Source organism: Streptomyces flavochromogenes, assembly GCF_000717595.1.
Taxonomy (GTDB): domain Bacteria; phylum Actinomycetota; class Actinomycetes; order Streptomycetales; family Streptomycetaceae; genus Streptomyces; species Streptomyces flavochromogenes.
Map to the genome: position 1 here is coordinate 119,341 of NZ_JNZO01000014.1, position 20,402 is coordinate 139,742.

General features: G+C 73.4%; 14 protein-coding genes. 5 read left to right on the forward strand and 9 right to left on the reverse strand.

Annotated elements, in window-relative coordinates; all coding sequences use genetic code 11:
• Positions 1-64 precede the first annotated feature (64 nt).
• Positions 65-1,228, forward strand: a complete 1,164-nt coding sequence (locus tag IF00_RS0118580) for an EstA family serine hydrolase (RefSeq protein ID WP_030319430.1) — start codon at positions 65-67, stop codon at positions 1,226-1,228.
• 634 nt (positions 1,229-1,862) lie between these two features.
• Positions 1,863-2,780: a S1 family peptidase gene (locus IF00_RS0118585; RefSeq protein WP_030319432.1), complete on the forward strand. Its 918-nt coding sequence runs from the start codon at positions 1,863-1,865 to the stop codon at positions 2,778-2,780.
• A gap of 225 nt (positions 2,781-3,005) precedes the next feature.
• Here IF00_RS0118585 and IF00_RS0118590 read toward each other — a convergent pair whose 3' ends face one another.
• Positions 3,006-4,397, reverse strand: a complete 1,392-nt coding sequence (locus IF00_RS0118590) for an MFS transporter (protein WP_245234563.1) — start codon at positions 4,395-4,397, stop codon at positions 3,006-3,008.
• 36 nt (positions 4,398-4,433) lie between these two features.
• Complete coding sequence (locus IF00_RS0118595) at positions 4,434-5,915, reverse strand: glutamate-cysteine ligase family protein (RefSeq protein ID WP_030319435.1); 1,482 nt, start codon at positions 5,913-5,915, stop codon at positions 4,434-4,436.
• A gap of 211 nt (positions 5,916-6,126) precedes the next feature.
• On the opposite strand from IF00_RS0118595, the gene IF00_RS0118600 reads away from it, so the two are divergent.
• Positions 6,127-8,349, forward strand: coding sequence for a DUF4139 domain-containing protein (locus IF00_RS0118600; RefSeq protein WP_078944752.1), 2,223 nt, complete (start codon positions 6,127-6,129; stop codon positions 8,347-8,349).
• 8 nt (positions 8,350-8,357) lie between these two features.
• Positions 8,358-9,977 (forward strand): mucoidy inhibitor MuiA family protein, encoded by a 1,620-nt coding sequence (locus IF00_RS0118605; RefSeq protein WP_078944753.1) that lies wholly within the window; start codon positions 8,358-8,360, stop codon positions 9,975-9,977.
• Positions 9,978-10,071: 94 nt separating this feature from the next.
• On the opposite strand, the gene IF00_RS0118610 is transcribed toward IF00_RS0118605, so the two are convergent.
• Positions 10,072-10,530 carry a Fur family transcriptional regulator gene (locus tag IF00_RS0118610; RefSeq protein ID WP_051820410.1) on the reverse strand — a complete coding sequence of 153 codons (459 nt, stop codon included), beginning with the start codon at positions 10,528-10,530 and terminating at the stop codon, positions 10,072-10,074.
• 248 nt (positions 10,531-10,778) lie between these two features.
• Here IF00_RS0118610 and katG point away from each other — a divergent pair, with 248 nt between their 5' ends.
• Positions 10,779-12,968 (forward strand): catalase/peroxidase HPI, encoded by a 2,190-nt coding sequence (gene katG / locus IF00_RS0118615; protein WP_030319441.1) that lies wholly within the window; start codon positions 10,779-10,781, stop codon positions 12,966-12,968.
• Between the two features lie 64 nt (positions 12,969-13,032).
• Here katG and IF00_RS0118620 read toward each other — a convergent pair whose 3' ends face one another.
• The 6 genes from IF00_RS0118620 to IF00_RS0118645 form a co-directional block, all read right to left on the reverse strand.
• Positions 13,033-13,617, reverse strand: coding sequence for a GAF domain-containing protein (locus tag IF00_RS0118620; protein ID WP_037638533.1), 585 nt, complete (start codon positions 13,615-13,617; stop codon positions 13,033-13,035).
• Positions 13,618-13,642: 25 nt separating this feature from the next.
• Positions 13,643-14,482, reverse strand: coding sequence for a S8 family peptidase (locus IF00_RS0118625; RefSeq protein WP_030319444.1), 840 nt, complete (start codon positions 14,480-14,482; stop codon positions 13,643-13,645).
• Positions 14,479-17,685: an adenylate/guanylate cyclase domain-containing protein gene (locus tag IF00_RS0118630; protein WP_051820413.1), complete on the reverse strand. Its 3,207-nt coding sequence runs from the start codon at positions 17,683-17,685 to the stop codon at positions 14,479-14,481. Before IF00_RS0118630 ends, IF00_RS0118625 begins: the two co-directional genes overlap by 4 nt.
• 182 nt (positions 17,686-17,867) lie before the next feature.
• Positions 17,868-18,086 carry an aroma-sacti cluster domain-containing protein gene (locus tag IF00_RS0118635; protein ID WP_030319447.1) on the reverse strand — a complete coding sequence of 73 codons (219 nt, stop codon included), beginning with the start codon at positions 18,084-18,086 and terminating at the stop codon, positions 17,868-17,870.
• A complete protein-coding gene (locus tag IF00_RS0118640) occupies positions 18,083-18,817 on the reverse strand; it encodes an iron-containing redox enzyme family protein (RefSeq protein ID WP_078944756.1) in 735 nt (244 codons plus the stop codon). The genes IF00_RS0118635 and IF00_RS0118640 overlap by 4 nt, the downstream gene beginning before the upstream one ends.
• Positions 18,814-19,983, reverse strand: coding sequence for a radical SAM protein (locus IF00_RS0118645; protein WP_051820414.1), 1,170 nt, complete (start codon positions 19,981-19,983; stop codon positions 18,814-18,816). Before IF00_RS0118645 ends, IF00_RS0118640 begins: the two co-directional genes overlap by 4 nt.
• Between the last annotated feature and the right edge of the window lie 419 nt (positions 19,984-20,402).

Consider the following 20,402-nt stretch of genomic DNA (forward strand, 5'->3'; position numbering starts at 1 on the left):
GCTGTCGCCCGCGGTTCCCCCCTGTCGCGCTGCTCGCGACCGCCGAGTTCTCCTGGAGGACGCCATGCAAGAGACCCCGCCGACCGACGGGTACTGCGACCCCCGCTTCGCCGCCGTACGGGAGGCCTTCGAGGACAACTTCCGCACGAGGGAGGAGCTCGGGGCCGCCGTGACGGTCCAGCTCCACGGCGAGACCGTGGTCGACCTGTGGGCCGGCTGGGCGGACGCCGCCCGCACGCGCCCGTGGGAACGCGACACCGTGGTGAACGTATGGTCCACGACCAAGGGCGTGACGGCGCTCTGCGCCCATCTGCTCGCGGACCGGGGGCTGCTCGACCTGGACGCGCCCGTCGCGGTCTACTGGCCCGAGTTCGCCGCCGCCGGCAAGGAGGGGCTTCCCGTACGCCACCTCCTCTCGCACCGTGCAGGGCTGTCCGGCCTGCGCGAGCCGCTCACGCTCGCCGAGTTCTACGACTGGGAGGTGACGACGGCACGGCTCGCGGCCACGGAGCCCTGGTGGGAGCCCGGCACACGGTCCGGCTACCACGCCATGACGTACGGCTTCCTGGTCGGCGAGGTGATCCGGCGCATCACGGGACGCCTGCCCGGAGCGTTCCTCCACGACGAGATCACGGGGCCCCTCGGTATCGACTTCACGATCGGCCTGCCGGAGAAGGACGCGGCCCGGGCCGCCGAGCTCGTCCACCCCCGCGCTTCGCGCGCGAGCGAACAGGCGGCGGCATTCGCCCGGTTGGAACCCGCCGCGCAGGCCGCCCTGGCCAACCCGCTCGTCGGCGCCACCGAGGCCAACTCCCCCGCGTGGCGCGCCGCCGAGCTGCCCGCGGCCAACGGCCACGGGACGGCGCGCGCGGTCGCCCGGCTGTACGGCTTCCTCGCCGGCCACGGCGAAGCCGACGACCACCGGCTCCTGTCCCCGGCGGCCGCCGAGAGGGCCCGTGAAGGACAGGGGGCCTGCCGGGACCTGGTTCTGGGCGCGGGCTTCGCCCACGACACGGAGTGCGCCCTCGGCCTCTGGCTGAGCGGCCCCCATGCCTCGTACGGCCCGAACCCGCGCGCCTTCGGCCACGACGGCTTCGGCGGTTCCTGCGGCCTGGCGGACCCGGAGTCGGGGGTCTCCATGGGGTACGTGATGAACCGGATGGGCCCGCACATCGCGGACGACCCCCGGAAGACGGCCCTGGTCGAGGCGGTGTACACGGCGCTCTGACGCCGGGCTTCGACGGGAACCGGCCATCCCGCCGACCCGGACGGAGGGCACGATTCCGGCATTGAGGGGCGCCCGCGGCCGGACCACGAGCGCGCGGCCGCCCATCCCGTCGCCGCCGGAGCGCCCGCCCAGGCCCGCGCCGCCCGGCCGGAAGCACGGCCGCATCTGTGCGGGTGCTACTCCCCCGGCGAGCATCCGGCGTTCCGCTCGCCGGGGCACGGTGGCGATGGCGCGGGAGGCGCGGGATCGGGATGCGCCGAAGGGGCTGAACTGGGGAATCGGTACGACCTCTTCCGCTTTCCGTGCCGATCGGATCACCTTCGACTCGGAGCCGGACCAGGCCTCCTGAAAGGACATCAGTAAATTTCCGTAAGCATGTGCACACCCTCGCCCGGTCGCTCCCGCCACGACGCCCGTCAGGACCCGATGGGCACCCCCCGACGCTTGAACCACATGAACGCGCGTAGATAGGCCGAAAGGCGTTCTTGCCGCCGGGCCGCCCGGATTCGAGGATTCCCCTGTCGAGATTGACAGGTTCATGGCGAGCCGGACTGCCTCGCCGGAGATCCGTCCGCTCGGCGCCGAAGGGATCGCCCACCCAGCGGTTCCCCCCACTCCCCCACCGGAGGATCCAGTGAACCTCAAGCGTCTGTCCCCCCTCGGCGGCGCGGCCAAGGGCGCACGGCTGATCGCCGTGGCCTCCGCCCTGCTCGCCGCCTCGGCGCTTGCCGTCCCCGCCTCGTCCGCCGCCACGACCGTGGAAGCCCGGGCCACCGCCGCCCAGCTCGCCGTCGCCGACCAGGCCGTACGCGGAGCCGACGTCCCCGGCACCGCGTGGTACACCGATCAGGCGACCGGAAAGATCGTCCTCACCGCGGACTCCACCGTCTCCGCCGCCGAGATCGCCAAGATCAAGAAGGCGGCGGGCGACCGCGCCGCCAGCCTGGAGATCAAGCGGACGCCCGGCACCTTCAACAAGCTCATCGCGGGCGGCCAGGCCATCTACGCGGGCGGCGGGCGCTGCTCGCTCGGCTTCAACGTCCGCAGCGGCTCCACCTACTACGCCCTGACGGCCGGTCACTGCACCAACATCGGCAGCACCTGGTACACCAACTCGTCCAACACCACGGTGCTCGGCACCCGGGCCGGCACCAGCTTCCCGACCAACGACTACGGCATCATCCGGCACTCCAACGCCTCCGCGGCGGACGGCCGCGTCTACCTCTACAACGGCACCTACCGCGACATCACCGGTGCGGGCAACGCGTCCGTCGGCCAGTCGGTGCAGCGCAGCGGCAGCACCACCGGCCTGCGCGGCGGAACGGTCACCGGCCTCAACGCGACCGTCAACTACGGCGGTGGCGACATCGTCTACGGCCTGATCCAGACCAACGTCTGCGCCGAGCCCGGCGACAGCGGCGGCGCGCTCTTCTCCGGCACGACGGCGCTCGGCCTGACCTCCGGCGGCAGCGGCAACTGCTCCAGCGGCGGCACGACGTTCTTCCAGCCGGTGACGGAGGCGCTGAGCGCGTACGGCGTGAGCGTCTTCTAGCACCGGACGCACAGGCGGCTCCGCGATCCGCGCGGTCGGCGGCCTCCGGGGATCCACGAACCGCACGTCGTACGCACAGGCCGGCGGCCCTCAGGGCCGCCGGCCTCGTGACACTCGCGGAACCGCCGCGGCGGGCGGTGAAGACCGCGGGACCTCGCACTCATGGACTCCTGGTCGGTTGACACCCGCCCGGCAGTCGCCGCCCGGCGTCGGCAGGTGGCCGGCTCAGCGATCCAGTTCCTTGTGGACGGTCTCCGGCAGCCGGAGGTACACCGCCGAGGAGACGAGGCACAGGACGGCCACGTACCAGGGGAAGAGACCGGGGACGTCCCACTCCTTGAAGAGCGTGCCCACGTACGGTGCCGTGCCGCCGAAGAGCGCCACCGTCAGCGAGTAGGGGAAACCGATCCCCGCCGCCCGCACGCGCGCGGGGAACATCTCCGCGTTCACCGCGGCGGAGATCGAGGTGAAGCCGGTCAGCAGCACCATGCCCGCGCACTGCACCAGGAGGAGGGAGAGGAACGATCCGTCGAGCGCGCGCAGCAACGGCACACCGAGGACCGCGAATCCTATGCCGAAGAAGAGCAGGGACGGCTTGCGGCCGAAGCGGTCGGACAGCAGTCCGCCGACCGGTTGCAGCAGCGCGAAGAACGCCAGGGACAGGGTCCCGGCAAGCAGCGCGTCCGCCTTGTCGATGCCGGTGTTGAGCTCCGCGTACGTCGGCAGGTAGGAGGTCCACGTGTAGTACGCGAGGGTGCCGCCGGCCGTGATGCCGCCGATCAGCAGCGAGGCGCGGGGGTGGTGGCGCAGGGCCTCGAAGAGCCCCGGGCGGGGAGCCTCGCGCTGGGCGACGCTCCGGGTCTCCTCGGCGCCCCGGCGGATCCAGAGGCCGGCGAGGCTGAACACCGCTCCGAGCAGGAAGGGGATCCGCCAGCCCCAGTCGTTCATCCGGTCCTCACCGAGCCGACTGACCAGCAGGGCGACGATGCCGGAGGCGGCGAGCTGCCCGGCGGAGGTGGAGACGTACTGGAAGGAGGAGAACAGACCGCGCCTGCCGGGCCCCGCCGACTCGACGAGGAAGGTGGTCGAGGCCGCGAACTCCCCACCCACCGAAAGCCCTTGAAGAAGCCGGGCGATCACGAGCACGACGGGGGCGAGGACGCCTGCCGCGGCATACGTCGGGGTGAGACCGACCAGCAGGCTGCTGCCGCCCATGAGGAGGATCGTCGCGGTGAGGGCGGTCCGCCGTCCGCGCCGGTCGGCCAGCGTTCCCATGAGGAGTCCGCCGACGGGGCGCATGAAGAAGCCGACGGCGAAGACGGCGAAGGTCGACAGGAGGGGGACGAGGGAGTTCCCCGAGCTCTTGGGGAAGACCTGGTTCGCGAGGTAGGCGGCCAGGAAGGTGTACGCGTACCAGTCGTACCACTCCACCGCGTTGCCGACGGAGGCCGCGAGGAGCTGACGTAACGGGCGCCGGGAGGAGGGAGGTTGTGGCGGGGCCGCGGGATCGAAGGAGGTCGTCGCGGTGGCATGGGGAGGGGTGGCGCGCGGAGTGGCGGCATCGGGAGGCGTGGCATGGGGAGGGGCGTCGTGGTGCCCGGGAGGCGTGTCGGTCATGATCACGCCCTGCCCCGGCTCACCCCGCCCTACGCTTCAGTCCACCGGCCAGGTGTGCGCCGGCGCGTTCAGATGCATGTACTCGATGTACTGCTGTGTCATCCGCCGCAGAGCCTGATGCCGGTCCGCGTGGTCGATGTCGTGGATGTGGTGGAACATCTCGGACTGCCACTGCGCGCCGTTGCGACCGCTGACGCAACGCTGCTCGATGACTCCGAGGAGGGGCTCCCGCCGGGACGCCTCCAGGCCCATCCGTTCGAGGCCGCGGTCCGCGAGCGGCAGCAGCCTTCGCAGGACCAGCTCGGTCACCGGGACCTCGCCCATCCCGGGCCAGTACACCTGCGCGTCGATGCCGTGGCGGGCGGCGGTGTGCAGATTGTCCTCCGCGGCCGCGAAGGACATCCGTGACCAGACCGGCCGGTCCTCGTCGACCAGCGCCCGGATCAGCCCGTAGTAGAGCGCGCCGTTCGCCAGTGTGTCGGCGACGGTGGGCCCGGCAGGGAGCACCCTGTTCTCGACACGGAGGTGCGGGACGCCGTCGACCACGTCGTAGACGGGACGGTTCCAGCGGTAGACGGTGCCGTTGTGGAGGGTGAGCTCGGACAGTCCCGGGGCTCCGCCCCCGTCGAGCGTCTCCTCCGGGTCCTCGTCGTCGCAGAGCGGCAGCAGGGCCGGGAAGTAGCGCGCGTTCTCCTCGAAGAGGTCGAAGACGGAGGTGATCCACCGCTCGCCGAACCACACCCGCGGCCGCACACCCTGCACCTTCAGCTCGTCGGGGCGGGTGTCGGTGGCCTGCTCGAAGAGGGGGATGCGCGTCTCGCGCCACAGCTCCTTGGAGAACAGGAACGGCGAGTTCGCCGCCAGTGCCACCTGCACGCCCGCCACGGCCTGGGCGGCGTTCCAGTAGTCCGCGAACTCGTCGGGCGACACCTGGAGGTGGAACTGGGTGCTGGTGCACGCCGCCTCCGGCGTGATCGTCTCCGCGTGGGTACGCAGCCGCTCCACGCCGTCCACGGAGATCAGCAGGTCCTCGCCGCGGGCGGCGAAGATCTGCTCGTTCAGCAGGTGGTAGCGGGGGTTCTCGGAGAGCGACGTGGGACCCGCGTCCTCCAGCTCCAGGGTCGGCAGGATGCCGATCATGACCAGATGCGCGCCGATCCCCGCCGCCTGCTGCTCGGCGTGGTTGAGCGCGTCACGGATCTCCTGCTCCCAGGAGTCGGGACCGCCGCCCGCGCTGAGCCGACGCGGTTCGAGATTGATCTCCAGATTGAACCGGCCCAGCTCGGTCGACCAGGCGGGATCCGCGATCGCCTCCAGGACGTCGGTGCTGCGCATGGCGGGTTCGCCGGCCGCGTCCACGACGTTCAGCTCGATCTCCAGACCGACCTGCGGCCGCTCGAAGTCGAACCGCGACTCGCGCAGCATCCGCGCGAACACGTCGAGGCACGTGTGCATCTTGTTCCGGAACCGGCGACGGTCTTCACGGGTGAACTCCTGCGCCGGAACATCACGTCCCATCGGGCCCTCCCGAGTCTGGTCGGCACGGACCTCCACCATCCAGCGTCCCACTCCCGGGGCCGGCCAACCACCGATGCGGATCGCAGGCGCGTGCCGGGCGCACCGGGCATGCGGGCTCCGGAAAGCCCTCGGTGCGTGTCGGTGCCCGGGCGTAGGCTTCATCACGCCGATGACGAAGCACGACAGCGTGACAGGACGAGGGCGGGGGCGCATGACGGCTGACGCAGCTGGAACGAAGACCGGGGGGACCGGACCGAGCGGGCCGGTCTCGACGTGGGGATCGGCCCTCGACTCGGTCGTCGTGTACGCGCAGGGGGCGCTCTGCCGCCGCCTGGCCCGGGGGCCCCTGCCCCCGGACGGCCGGGTGCGCGTCACGGGGCTGCCGCGCTCGCTGGACCCCGGCTCGCTGCGGGCCCGGGTCCTCGGCGTCTCCGGGACGAGGGTCACCGAGGCCAGGATCGAGATCGCGGCCGAGCCGCTGGGCACCGCCTCCGGCGAGCCGGAGGGGTTGCGACGCGAGGTCGAGCGGCTGCGCGACGCGTACGCGGCGGCGGAGGGGCGCCGGGACCGGCAGCAGGGACTGATCGCGGAGGTCGGTGGGCTGCGCCCGGTGCCGCCGGCCCGCAAGCGCGACGACCCGCATCGCCGCACCCCTGTCGACGCGTGGCTGGAGCTCGCCGACTTCGTCGACGAGCGGCTCACCGGACTGCACACCCGGCTCTCCGAGCTGGAGGAGGAACTGCTCCGGGCCGCGCACGAGCTGTCCGTCGCCACGGACCGGCTCGCCCGTGCCTCCAGCGCCACCCCGTCGACGCACGTGGAGACCACGGTGTCCGCCGTCCTGACCCTCGTGGGAGCGGACGATGACGCCGAGGCGGGCGGCGGGCCGCAGGCCGACTCGGAACCGCGTCTCGAACTGGAGCTGGAGTACGGGGTGCCCGGCGCCGTCTGGGTGCCGGCCTACCGTCTCACCCACCGTCAGGGCGACGGCACCGGCCGCCTGGTGCTGCGCGCCTCGGTCGCCCAGCGCACCGGCGAGGACTGGACCGGAGTACGGATCGCCCTGGCCACCGCCGATCTGCGGCGGCGCACCGACCTGCCGAAGCTCCGCTCGATCCGGATCGGACGCCGTCAGGCGGCCCCGGCTCCTTCCGGCTGGCGCGAGCCTCCGGCGGGGCTCGCCGACCTCTTCACCGGATACGTGGGCGCGGGCCCGCGTCCTCTCGCGCCCCGCGCCCCCGGGGCCGGGGCACCGAGGGCGGCGGCCGGGGGCGGCGCGCCGCCGCCCGTTGCCGCAAGGGGAGGCTTCGTGCCCGATCCCGTACCGCTGTCACCGCCGCTGACCGCCGGTGGGCCGCCGATTCCGCCGCCGGCGCCACAGGCCTACGGCGCACCGCCGCCGGGAGGCGGGTACGGCTCCGCCCCCGATGCCTTCGGACGCGAGGCTTCGCCCGACGTCGCCCGGCGGTCGCCGACCCAGCCCGGTGGGATGCCGCGCGGCGCCGGTCAGTCCTTCGCGGGCGCCCCGGCACCCGCTGCCATGGCCCCCGCGCCGCCCGGTGCCGCCCCGGCACCGCCGCCGCCCCCACCGCCCGGGCCGCCGCGGCCGGGCGGCGACGAGCTCGACTACGCCGCTCTGGTGCTCTCCGGCCCGGACGAGCCGGGTGCGCGCCGAGGCCGCCTGTTTCCCGCCTCGTCCTTCGACGCGGTGGCGGCCGAGTACCGCCGTCGCGCCGATGCCGTGGCCTCGCTGCCGCTGCCCGGACATGCCGTTCGGCCGCGCGAGTCCGCCGGTTCCTTCGACCACCGCTTCGACGCCGCCGCCCGCGCCGACGTGCCGTCGGACGGCACCTGGCACACCGTCACCGTCGGGGAGATTCCGGTCGGTCTGCGCACCGAGTACCTCTGCGTGCCGTCCGTGGAGCAGACCGTGTACGCGACGCTGGTCCTCTCCAACGCCACGGACCAGGCGCTGCTCGCCGGCCCGGTGGAGGTCACCGTCGACGACGACTTCCTGCTGACCACAGCGCTGCCCACGCTCGCACCCGGCGGCGTACGCCGGGTGGGACTCGGACCGGCCGAGGGGATCCGGGTCACCCGCCGCACGCAGCTCAACGAGTCGACCGCCGGCCTGCGCAACAACATCACCGTGCTCGACCACCGCGTCCACGTCGAACTGGCCAACGGGCTCGCGAGGCCCGTGACGGTCGAGGTCCGCGAGCGGGTGCCGGTCACCTCCGACGCGGACGTACGCATCGAGGAGCGGGCCGGCTGGGCGGCGCCCGAGGACGGCGGGACGTCCGAGCGGCATGCTCCGGGCACCCGCGTCTGGCGCGTGGACCTGCCCGCCGGTGGCACCACCGCCCTCGACGGCGGTTACGAGATTCGCATCCCGGCCGGCAAAGCCCTGGTCGGCGGCAACCGCAGGAGCTGAGACACACCATGTCCACCGCCTCGAAGACGAGCGCCGGCGACGGCACGGCCGTGCCGTCGGCCCGCGTGCCCGCGGCCCCCGTCCCCGTCACCCCCGCCCCCGTCACCGCCGTCACCTGTCTGGAGGACCGCGCCCACATCGAGCGCGCCGTCGAGCTGGACCTGGCGGGCGGGGTCCAGCGGCTGCGGCTCGGGCCGGTCAGTGCGCTGGCCGTCGACCGTACCCTCCATGCCGAGCTGACCTCCGGTCACCCGGCCACCGTGATCGACGTACGCGTCGTCCGCAGCTGGGAGCCGCGCGCGCCGCGGCCGGCCGCCGACGACTCCGCGCTGCGCCACCGCGCCCACGCCCTCGACGAGGAGCGGCGTGCCCTGGAGCAGCGGCGCGACCGGCTCCGGACCCGCCTCGACGTACTCGGCCGCCTCGCCACCGATGTCCTGCGGGACATCGGTGAGGGAGCCGGATCCGGGGAGGCCGAAGGCCCCCGCTGGGCCCGCGAACTCGATCGGGTGGACGCCGAGCGGGCCACGTTCGGCGAGCGACTCCGTACCACTGACGCCCGGTTGTCCGCGCTGGCCGCCGAACTCGGCGAGGTCCGGCGGGCCCTGGAGTCCACGGAGGAGGAACCCGCCGAGCTGGTGGCCCATGTCGAGCTGACCGTGGAGGCCACGGCCGCCGGCCCTGTCGGACTTCGCCTGAGCCACCTCGTCCCGTGCGCGTTGTGGCGGCCCGCCTACCGGGCCGTGCTCGACGGCACCTCCGTGACCCTGGAGACCGACGCGATGGTCTGGCAGCGCACGGGCGAGGACTGGACCGGCGTCGCGCTGACGCTGTCGACCGCCAGGTCGGCGCTGGCCACCGAACCGCCGTCGCTGGGCGAGGACCGGCTGACCCTCAAGGACCGTACGGCGGCGGAGCGCCGCACGGTCGACGTCGAGCTGCGCGAGGAGGACATCAGCGACCTGGGTCCCGTCCCGGTCCTCGGGCTGCCCGGTGTGGACGACGGCGGCGAGACGCGGGTGCTGCACTCCCCCACGCCGGTCTCCGTGCCCTCGGACGGCCGCGCGCACCGGGTGCCGCTCTCCGTCTTCAGTACGGCGGCCGGCAGCGAGTACGCCTCCTCGCCCGAGGTGTCTCCCCTGGTCACCCAGGTGGTGCGGTTCGACAACCTGTCCGGGCACGTGCTGCTCGCCGGACCCGTCGACCTGATCCGTGGCAGTGGCTTCGGCGGCCGGGGCACTCTCGAATTCACCACCCCAGGCGCCCCGGTCGAACTCGCCTTCGGCAGCCGCGACGACCACAGGGTGGTCCGGGAGACGGAGGAGACCCGGGACACCACCGGGCTCACACAGCGGACGGTGGTCACCCGCACGGTCCGGCTGCATGTGTCCCGGTTCTCGGCTCCCGCGGAGTCGGACGACCGCGTGGTGGTGCTCCGGGAACGGATCCCGGTCTCGGAGGTCTCGGCGGTGGAGGTACGGCTCCGCAAGGAGGCCTGCTCCCCGGCGCCCGACACGGTCGACGCCGAGGGCATCGCCCGCTGGGACGTCACTCTGCCGCCCGGCGGCCGGCGCACGGTCACGCTGGTGTACGAACTGTCGGCGAGCTCCAAGGTCGCCGGGCTCTGACGGAGGGCCGGGGGCCGGAAGGCGGAGTCCGGAGGAGTCCCGCCGCGCAGGCTGCCACGGCTGCGCCGGGGCCTCCCGCAGGACGGGGTGGAGGTCACCGTGGGGGGTTCGGCGCGCCCGGCGCCGGACCCCCCGGAGCGCACTCCGGGCACAGCCCCCAGTAGGTGACCTCCGCCTCGGCCACCGTGAAGCCGAACCGGTCCTCGGCCGGGAGGTCGGCCAGCGCGGCCACCGGGTCGCCGGTCGGGTGGACGTCCCGGACGGTGCCGCAGCCGGAGCACACCAGGTGCTGGTGCGGGTGGTGCGCGTTCGGGTCGTACCGCTTCGCACGGCCGTGGACGGAGACCTCCACGACCTCGCCGAGCCTGCCCAGTTCGCCCAGGATGTTGTAGACGGTCGCCCGGGAGATCTCCGGCAGCCGCTCCGCGGCGCGGGCGTGCACCTCGTCGGCCGTGAGGTGGACGTGCTCGCCGTCGAGGACCTCGGCGACGACGCGCCGCTGGGAGGTCATCCGCCAGCCGCGCCCGCGCAGCCGTTCCAACAGGTCGCTCATAGGATTTCACCTTTCTCACATGAATTCCGAGGACGGGAATATCGCCGGCCGTCGAACCGGGCCGCCGACGCCTTTTCGGATTCCGCCCGCCTGTTACGCGGCGGCGCTCTGCGTGTTCTCTTAGCAGTGCGGTCCTCAGTGCGCGACCATACGGACGCCGAGTCGCCGTGCTCGACACCTGAGAAGCAGACGACGTCACGAGCACGCGGCCGGCAGACGGAAACATCGCGACAGGAAGAAGGACGTACGTGTCCGGCAGCGACAGCGAGAACCCGGCAATCCCCTCCCCGGCCCCGAAGGAGACGCCCCCCAGGACGAACCGGGACTGGTGGCCGAACCAGCTGGACCTCACGGTCCTCCACCAGCACTCGCCCCAGGCCGATCCGATGGACGAGGACTTCGACTACGCATCGGAGTTCGCGACCCTGGACGTGGACGCGCTGAAGCAGGACGTCTTCGAGGTGATGACCGCCTCGCAGGACTGGTGGCCGGCCGACTACGGCCACTACGGGCCGCTCTTCATCCGGATGAGCTGGCACGCGGCGGGGACGTACCGCATCGAGGACGGCCGGGGCGGTGGCGGCTCCGGCGCGCAGCGTTTCGCGCCGCTCAACAGCTGGCCCGACAACGCGAGCCTCGACAAGGCGCGCCGGCTCCTCTGGCCGGTCAAGCAGAAGTACGGCCGGAAGATCTCCTGGGCCGACCTTCTGGTTTTCGCCGGTAACTGCGCCATGGAATCCATGGGATTCAAGACGTTCGGATTCGGCTTCGGCCGAGAGGACATCTGGGAGCCCGACGAGGTCTTCTGGGGCCCCGAGGACACCTGGCTCGGTGATGAGCGCTACCGCGGCGACCGGGAGCTCTCCGGTCCTTTCGGCGCCGTGCAGATGGGCCTGATCTACGTCAATCCGGAAGGCCCCAACGGCAATCCGGATCCGATCGCCGCGGCCCGGGACATTCGCGAGACGTTCGGTCGCATGGCGATGAACGACGAGGAGACGGCCGCGCTGATCATCGGCGGCCACACCTTCGGCAAGTGTCACGGCGCGGTCGACCCCTCGTGCATCGGTCCGGAGCCGGAGGCCGCCCCCATCGAGCAGCAGGCCATCGGCTGGCGCAACACGTGCGGTAGCGGCAAGGGCGCCGACGCGCTCACCAGCGGCCTGGAGGGCGCGTGGACCACCGCGCCGACGAAGTGGGACAACGGCTTCCTGGACAACCTCTTCCGGTACGACTGGGAGCTGACGACGAGCCCGGCCGGCGCCCAGCAGTGGACCCCCACGGACCCCGCCGCCCAGGGCACGGTGCCCGACGCCCACGATCCGTCGAAGCGGCACGCTCCGATCATGCTGACGACGGACCTCTCCCTGAAGCTCGACCCGGTCTACGGGCCGATCTCGAAGCGCTTCCACGAGAACCCGGACCAGCTCGCGGACGCCTTCGCCCGCGCCTGGTACAAGCTTCTGCACCGCGACATGGGGCCCGTCTCGCGGTACCTCGGCCCGTGGATCCCCGAGCAGCAGCTCTGGCAGGACCCCGTCCCCGCGGTCGAACACGCGCTGGTCACCGACGCGGACGTCGCCGACCTCAAGCGCCGGATCCTCGACTCGGGTCTCTCCGTCTCCCAGCTGGCCACCACCGCGTGGGCGTCGGCGGCGAGCTTCCGCGGCACGGACAAGCGGGGCGGCGCCAACGGCGCACGGATCCGGCTCGCACCGCAGAAGGACTGGGAGTCCAACGCCCTCCCCGAGGTGACCGAGACGGTGACGGCCCTCGACCGGATCGGGCAGGAGTTCAACGCCGCCCAGACCGGCGGGGTGCGGATCTCGCTCGCCGACATGATCGTCCTGGGCGGCTGCGCGGCCGTCGAACAGGCCGCGAAGAACGCGGGCCACGACATCACCGTCCCGTTCTCGCCGGGGCGCACGGACGCCTCGCAGGAGCAGACCGACGTGGAGTCGTTCGCGGTGCTCGAACCGCGGGCGGACGGGTTCCGCAACTACCTCCGCACGGGCGAGAAGCTGTCGCCGGAGACCCTCCTCCTCGACCGCGCCGCCCTGTTGACGCTGACGGCGCCCGAGATGACGGTCCTCGTCGGCGGCATGCGGGCGCTGAACACCGGTTTCCGCCGGTCCGGGCACGGGGTGTTCACCGACCGGCCGGAGTCCCTGACCAACGACTTCTTCGTGAACCTGCTCGACATGGGCACGGAGTGGAAGCCGTCGACGGCCACCGAGAACGTCTACGAGGGACGGGACCACGGCACGGGCGAGGTCAAGTGGACCGCCACCGCCGCCGACCTCGTCTTCGGCTCGAACTCCCAGCTCCGCGCACTGTCGGAGGTCTACGGATCCCGGGACGCGGGCGAGAAGTTCGTCCGTGACTTCGTGGCGGCGTGGACCAAGGTGATGAACCTGGACCGGTTCGACCTCTCCTGACCCGGCACCCGGAGCTGTCCGGCCGCCCGGCATCCGGCCGGGCGGACCGGGGCGCCTCCGGTGCTCACTCCTCCAGGAGACGGCGGGCCTCCGCCAGGAGGCGCAGGAGTTCGGCCCGCGCGGGGTCCTCGGGAGCGGCGGGCTCCGTCCCGCGAGGTGCGTGGGTGGTGAGGACGTGCAGGGCGACGGCGGCCTGCCGGGCGAAGAGGCTCAGCAGGTCGAGCTCGGACAGACTGGACCGGGCCTGCGGAGACGGGTCGAGGACCTCCAGTACGCCGAGGACCCGGTCTCCGTGCACGAGCGGCGCGGCCATCAGGGCGTTCGGAACGAAGCCGGTGGACTTTGCGACGTCCCGGTCGAAGGACGTGCTGTCGTGCAGGTCGTCGACGACCATCGGCTCGCCCGAGGCGGCGACCCAGCCGGCGATCCCCCGGCCGGCCGGGAAGCGACGGCCCACCAGGAACTCCTGGCCCTGCCCGGAGACGGCCTCGAAGACGAGCTCGTCCGCTGCCGCCTCCAGGAGCAGGATGGAGCTCGCCTCGGCGCCGAAGATGGCGCGCGCGGTGTCCACGACCGACTGCAGGAGCTCCGCCATGGCCGGATCGGGCGGGGGCGCGGAGGGGACGGCGGGGGCGATCGTCTGAGCCATGGGGGTTCCCTTCCGGCGCCGGTCGTTACCGGCTGCCGTGGACACGGACGTTGGCGGCGGACAGGTACAGGGCGTTCTTCAGCTGGAACGGCGTCAGCCGGGGTCGGCTCGACAGGATCCGCGCGCAGAGCCCGGCGACGAACGGGGTGGCGAAGCTGTTGCCGGAGGTACGGATCGAGGTACCGCCGAGCCAGGCCACCTGCACCCGCTGACCGGGGGCGAAGAACTCCACGGGTGGCTCGGGGTTGTAGAGGTGGAGGTCCGGGTCGTCCTCCTGGTGGCTGCCGACCGAGATCACCGAGGAGAAACGCCAGGGAAAGCTCTCCACGTGGGTGTTGTGCGCGGAGGCGACGATCACGGTCTGCTGGAAGTACGCCTCGTCGGCCAGCCGCCGCAGTTCCTCGACGAAGCGGTCGCGGCTGGTGGAGAGGCTGAGGTTCACGACGTCGAAGCGCTGGCGGACGGCCCACCGGATCCCTTCGAGGAGGATGTCGCCGCTGCCGGAGAACCGCTCGCCGAGCACCCGGACGCTGGACAGCTCGCAGTCCGGGGCGGTGCGGCGGATGATCCCGGCGCAGGCGGTGCCGTGGCCGCAGGCGTCGCCCTCGTCGGTCTCCTCGACGTGGACACCGTCGTCGTCCTTGAAGACGCGCCAGGACTGCGCGACGGGACCGACCATGGGGTGGTCGCGCTCGACCCCGGAGTCGACCACACAGACGCGTACGCCGCGGCCGGTCCCGCCGAGCAGACCGCCCTCGGGCGGCTCCGGTGGATGGTCTGCCTCGACGGGTACGTCGGCGGGGCCGCGGCCCCGGAGGCCCCAGGTGAGTCCGGGGGCGGGGGCCGGTCGCTGGCCGGTGGTCATCGCTGGGCGTCCTTTCCGGTTCCGTCGGCCGCCGGGCCGACGGAACCGGGCCCGTCGTCCCGGAGGCCCTGGCAGCGCACGGCGACGGCCTCGGCCTCGCGTGCGGCGGGGAGATGGCCCTTGGCGGCGAAGCTCCACCGGGCGCGCAACGCCGCCTCGGCCGCGTCCCTCGTGTGCCCCAGGGCGAGAGCGGTACGGGCCGCGTCGAGTGCGGCGAGACCCTGGACGATGGGCGAGTCGGTACGGACGGCGGTGGCGAGCGCCCGGTCGGCCAGGCGGGTGGCGGTCGCGGCGTCCCCTCGCTCCGCGGCGATCCGGGCGCGCAGGCCGTCGAGGTCGGCCGATTCGGTGCGCGGCCGGGCCGCCTCGGACGGCCCTCCCGTGGGCTCGAGTTCGGCGAGGGTGTCGTGTGCGGCGCGCCGGTCGCCGAGATCGAGCCGGATGCGGGTGGCGTCGAGGAGGGCGCTGCGCAGGAGCCCGGTGGCGCCGAGCGCCCGCGCGGCGGCCGCGGCCCGCTCCAGGCCGAGGAGGGCCTCCTCGCGGCGGCCGGCCAGATCGTCGACGGTGGCGGTGAAGAGGGGCAGGAAGGCGTCGGTCTCGGCGTAGCCGAGCCGCTGGGCGAGCTGTCCGGCCTCCGCGAGGCAGGCGAGCGCGCCGTCACGGTCGTCGTGCAGGGCGAGGACCACGGCCAGCGGGCAGTTGAGCGTCAGCCGTACGGCCCGGCGGCCGGCCCCCTGCTCGGCCAGCAGGGCGCGACAGCGGGTCACGGCGTCCGCGACGGGCAGGGGCCCGCGCCAGAGCGACACCCCGATCGCCCCGAGGGCGGCGGCCCGCTCCGGCTCGGCATCGGCCCGTACGGCATGACCGAGGGCCCGGTCGAGCAACCGCTCGGCCTCCCGATGGCGACCCTGCTCCTGAGCGTGCTGGGCGAGCCGCAGACAGGCCCGGGCCTGACCGAACTCGTCACCGGCGGCGGCGAAGACGGGCAGGGTGACGGCGGCGGCCTCGGCGGGCGACTCCCCTGTCGTCCCTCCGCCCTCCGGACGCTCCCCGGGGACGCCCTTCCGGGACGTGGCCTCCCCGGCGCGCGCTTCCTCCGCATGGCTCCCCGTCCCGGCCCGGCGGCTGTCCGGGGCCACGGTACGGTGCCCCGCGCCGCGGCTGCCCGCCGACCGGCCGGCGGACGCCAGACTCAGCCGAGCGTGCGCGGCCTCCACCCCGTCGGTGCCGCGGCCGTCCGCCGGAGCCTCGGCGAGGACTTCTTCGAGCAGTGCCCGGCCGTCCGTGACACGGCCGAGGTCGAGCAGCGTCTGGCCGAGTCGGCGTCGCGTGGCCGCACCTCCCGGCTCGCCCGCCGCGTACCGGGCCGTGGCCCTGCGCAGCAGGTCGGCGGCCCATACGGGGTCGGCGTGGGCCAGCGCGAGACGACCGCCCTCCGCGAGGGCTTCGGCGGCGCGCCGCCGAAGCCCGTCGGTGTGCGCGTCCTGGGCGCCGAGCTCGACGCGGTAGCGGTACGCCTGCTCCAGATGGGCCCCGACCGCGGCGCTGCCGCGCTGCCGGACCGTGTCGAGCCGTGCGGCGCGCTCGTGTCGGTCGGCGCGGTCCTGCTTGGACTGGCTGGTGTGGACGACCTCCTGGATCAGTCCTCCGGCGAAGCGGAACGCCCCGCCGTCCGGCCTGATGAGACGGTGCCGGACCAGCCGGTGGAGGGTGGTTCGGAGGTCGGCCGCGGTCCACGTCTCGGCGGGATGACCGGCGAGCGCCATGAGTTCCTCTGCCGTGAAGTCGCCCCCGAGGACGGACGCCAGGCCGAGGGCCCGCTGTTCGGGCGGTTCGAGCGCGTCGATCCGGGCGCCGATCAGGGCCTGGAGGGGCAGCGGGACGCTGTCCGCGTCGACGGGGGTCCCCGCGACGAGCAGCTGCTCCAGATGCAGCGGGTTCCCGCCGACCCGTGCCAGGACCTGGGGCGCGAGCGGCGCGCTGTCGCCCGTGTGCCCCGTCAGCTCGGCCGCGAGGACGTGCGCTTCGTCGTCGGAGAGGCCGCCGAGCAGGACGGCGCCCTGGGCGAGTTCGGGCCTCGCGTCGAACAGCTGGGGCCGGGTGAGCAGGACGATCAGTACGGCCGCGTCGGTGAGGGCGCGCAGGAGCCGGTCGAGGACGTCGAAGAGGGGCTGCGCGGCCCAGTGGCAGTCGTCGATCACCAGCACGACGGGCTGTCTCTCGGACAGTTCGGCCAGGACCTTGGCGAGCGCGGCGCACGTGTCCGCGGGGGACGGATTGGGGGTCCCGTCGAGGAGCAGGCCCTGATGGAGCAGGTCCAGTTCGGGTGACGGAACGACCGTGCCGACGCTCTTGAGCAGCCCGGCCACGGCATCGGCGAGCGCCCCGAGACTGGGCTGCTCACCCCGGGCCCGGCAGCGTCCGACGCCGTGACGGGGGACCTGGGCGGGAGCGGGAAGCGCTGTCGGTCCGGTGGTTGTCGTGCGGTGGAGCCATTCCCGTACCAAGCGGGTCTTCCCCTGGCCCGCCTCTCCGCCCACCACCAGGCGGCCGCCCCTCGCCCCTCGCATCACCCGCTTCAACGCCTCGTCCATCAGTGCCAGTTCGTGGACACGACCGACGAAGCCGACGTCGAAGCGGCGCAGGGCTTCCGGACCGTCGTCCTCGTCCAGGGCCGTCAGGCGGTGCGCGGCCACCCGTTCGCTCTTGCCCTTGAGGAGCAGGGGTCCGGTCTCCGTCGTCCGGATGCCCGGTCCGGCGGCCGCCAGGGTGTCGGGACCCAGCAGGATCTCTCCCGCCGCCGCGTTCTGTTCCAGGCGCGCGGCCACGTTCACCACCTCGCCCGAGACCATCGCCTGCCGCTGCGTCGCCGAACCCGTCACCGCCTGACCGGTGTTGATTCCGATCCTCATCTCGAGCCGTACCCCCACGGCCTCCTCCAGGCGCGCGTTGAACCCGGCGAGCGCCTCCCTCATCGCCAGGGCCGCGGAGGCCGCCCTCCGAGCGTCGTCCTCCCGTACCGTCGGCACACCGAACACCGCCATCACGGCGTCCCCGATGAACTTCTCCACCGTGCCGCCCTGCTCCTCGATCCGCAGCCGCATCAGGTCGAACCAGCGGAGCGTGACCGACCTCAGCGTCTCGGCGTCCAGGGCCCCCGAGAGCGCGGTGGAGCCCACCAGGTCGCAGAAGAGAACCGTCACCACCTTGCGGCCCGTCGGCCTGGCCGTGGCCGGCCCGGGAGCGCAGGGGCTGCCGCAGGACGGGCAGAACCGGGCTCCGGGCGGCAGTGCGCTCCGGCACGAGGCGCAGGGCATGGTTCCTCCGGTGGGGGGACGGTGGGTTCGACGGGGCCACTCGCAGGGGGCGGCTGTGCGCCCCAGCGTCAGAACAGCGCGCCGCCCGCCACGTCCGCGTGGGCCTGGACCTCGGGGGCCGCCGCGTCGAGCCGTCCCCTGATGTCGACCAGCAGAGCCAGCTCCTCCGGCGTCAACGCCCGTACGACCTGCTGCTGTTCATCGCTCAGCGCGTCCACGTCGAACCCCGCGGCGGCGAGTGCCTCCAGGGTGGGCTCGGTGCCGTGCGGGATGGCGTTGTCGGTCATGGGTGTCCTCCGTTGTCCTCGGCGAGGGAAAGGAACAGGCGGGTGAGCAGGTTCGCCGTGTGCAGCGCGCTGACGGACACGGCCGTCTGCCGGGCCGGGGACGGCGCGAGGGCGTCGAACACCTGGTACAGGTCGTCCAGGTGTCCGCCGTCGAGCTCCGCGTGCTCCCTGAGCGTGCGGAACGCGCCGTCCGGCAGCCCGGTGGCCTCGGCGAGGCGGTCCGCGAGCCGGGGCCCGGGGGCGTTGCCCTCCAGGACCGCGATGTAGCCGAGCAGGGCCACGGGGTGCTCGTGCTCGATCCGGTAGTACTGCGCCCCGGCCAGTTCGACGACGATCGGGTGCGGCACGGCCGCCGGACCCGCGCCTGCGGCGGCCAGGTCGTCGAGCAGCCAGGCGTCGTGGTCCCGCTCCTCCTCGGCATGGCGGAGGCAGTACGCGGCCAGGCGCCGCGCGGCCGGGTCGTCGGACGCGGCGGCGCACCGCTCGGCCGCCCGCACGAGAAGTGGCACCGAGGCCCGTACGAGCGGATGCATGGCGGCCAGATAGCGCACGTACCGCTCCCTCAGGCCGTCCGGGCGCCAGAGCGCGGCGGTCACGGCCCTCAGGACGGGGGCGATGGGCGTGAGTTTGGTGCGGAGCGCCAGGGATGCGGCGACCGGGGCTGTGACGGTGGGAGCCACGACCGTGGCGGTGGGGGCTGTGGCGGTGGGTGCTGTGACGGTGGCGTTCATCGGCTGCTCCGCTCCTCTGCGGTGGGCGACGCCTGGGTGAGTCGGGGCTCGTTCGTGGGCACGGATTCCTCTCCGGACCGGAGCTCGACCAGATGCGCGTAGCGCGCGCAGCCCATGCGCCGTACCAGGGCGGCGGGTCCTGCCGCGCGCTGCTGCGCCGTGGTGAGCCGGTCGAGGACTTCGCCGACGCGACCGCCGGCGTCCCGGGCCGCGCCCTCCAGGACGCTCGGGCGGTCGGCGAGCGCGTGACAGCTGCGGCAGTAGCCGGCCGGCGCCGGCTCGGACTCGTAACGGGTGTGCAGCCGCCGTGGGCCGACCGCGCGCAGCATCCGCAGCACCGGGGAACCGAGGGAACGCTCGCGGACGGTCGGCCAGTCGTCCTCGGCGATGTGACCGAGCCGCAGGTGCGGGGGGACGGGGCGCCGGTCGACGGTCCACTGGTTGCAGCAGGCGGCCACCGTCCCGTCGAAGGCGACCACCGGCCAGGCCGCGAGGGCGCAGGGCGCCGCCAGGCTGTCGTCCGGTCCCGGCGGTGTCGGCCGGACGAGTCCGGCGGCGCGGCCGAGCGGACGCACCTCGTTGACCAGCAGGGGCATCCGGGCGCCGAAGGCTCGGCGCACGTCCGCGACGACGTCGACCAGGTACGGATCGTCGGCGTCCGCGCCGATACCGGCACCGGCGCCCCTGGCGGTACCCGTGAGGTGGATGCTGGCGGGGACCCCGGCGTCGAGTACGGCGCGGAGGGCGCGCAGCACGTCCGCGCGCGGGACCTCGCGTTCGTGGTGGACGTCCAGGCTCGCCGAGAAGTGGTCCAGGGCGGTGATCGTCCGCATGATCCGGTCGGGGACTCTCCCTCCACGGGCGAAGAACATCCCGCTGAGCAGTGCCACCCGGGACCCCTTGGCCTGTGCGAGACCGGCCACGCGGGCGGCCAGCTCGGGCAGCAGGAGCGGCTCGCCTCCGGTCAGCATGACCACGTCGGGGCGGTCCTCGACACCGAACGAGCCGATGAAATCGAGGAGTTGTCGCCGATCGGGCTCTTCGGATGTCGCCATGGACGAGGTCGTGGAGCAGTGCGCGCAGCTCATGGGGCAGCGGCGGGTGAGCGCCACGAGGAGACCACCGCAGGGCACCGGCCGCAGGCCGATCAGCTCCGCCAGGTCCATGTCCGTCTCTCCCTCCGTGAATTCGCGCCGCGTCCGGTCCCCCGGTCTCCCGGGAGCCGATCCGGCTCGCCGTCAGCACGCTGCCGGCCGCACTCGTGGCGCGCGCGGAGCCTTTCTGGATCGTGGCCCCGGGCGGCACACTTCCGGTTCACGAACGCCTGGTGAACGGTTAAGTCCCAGGCCCGGAGGGGTGCGGAAGGCTCCTGAAGGGTTCGGAGGAGAGTGCGGACGCGCCGCGGACGGCAGGGCGCCACTGCCCGGCAGGGGCATCGGCCCACGTCCCGGGGTCGTACCGGGTCCGCGTCGTCGAGGCATACCGGCGTCGAACCGACGACCAGGCGTTCCCATACCCGTCGTTCGTACGTTCTTCTCAGCCGGCGCAGCGACGCCGTCAAACGAGGAGGACGAACATGCCCGAG

Coding starts and splice junctions, on each gene's coding strand:
- IF00_RS0118580 (WP_030319430.1), top strand. CDS start 65: ATGCAAGAGACCCCGCCGACCGACGGGTACTGCGACCCCCGCTTCGCC.
- IF00_RS0118590 (WP_245234563.1), bottom strand. CDS start 4,397: ATGACCGACACGCCTCCCGGGCACCACGACGCCCCTCCCCATGCCACG.
- IF00_RS0118595 (WP_030319435.1), bottom strand. CDS start 5,915: ATGGGACGTGATGTTCCGGCGCAGGAGTTCACCCGTGAAGACCGTCGC.
- IF00_RS0118600 (WP_078944752.1), top strand. CDS start 6,127: ATGACGGCTGACGCAGCTGGAACGAAGACCGGGGGGACCGGACCGAGC.
- IF00_RS0118605 (WP_078944753.1), top strand. CDS start 8,358: ATGTCCACCGCCTCGAAGACGAGCGCCGGCGACGGCACGGCCGTGCCG.
- IF00_RS0118610 (WP_051820410.1), bottom strand. CDS start 10,530: ATGAGCGACCTGTTGGAACGGCTGCGCGGGCGCGGCTGGCGGATGACC.
- IF00_RS0118620 (WP_037638533.1), bottom strand. CDS start 13,617: ATGGCTCAGACGATCGCCCCCGCCGTCCCCTCCGCGCCCCCGCCCGAT.
- IF00_RS0118625 (WP_030319444.1), bottom strand. CDS start 14,482: ATGACCACCGGCCAGCGACCGGCCCCCGCCCCCGGACTCACCTGGGGC.
- IF00_RS0118635 (WP_030319447.1), bottom strand. CDS start 18,086: ATGACCGACAACGCCATCCCGCACGGCACCGAGCCCACCCTGGAGGCA.
- IF00_RS0118640 (WP_078944756.1), bottom strand. CDS start 18,817: ATGAACGCCACCGTCACAGCACCCACCGCCACAGCCCCCACCGCCACG.
- IF00_RS0118645 (WP_051820414.1), bottom strand. CDS start 19,983: ATGGACCTGGCGGAGCTGATCGGCCTGCGGCCGGTGCCCTGCGGTGGT.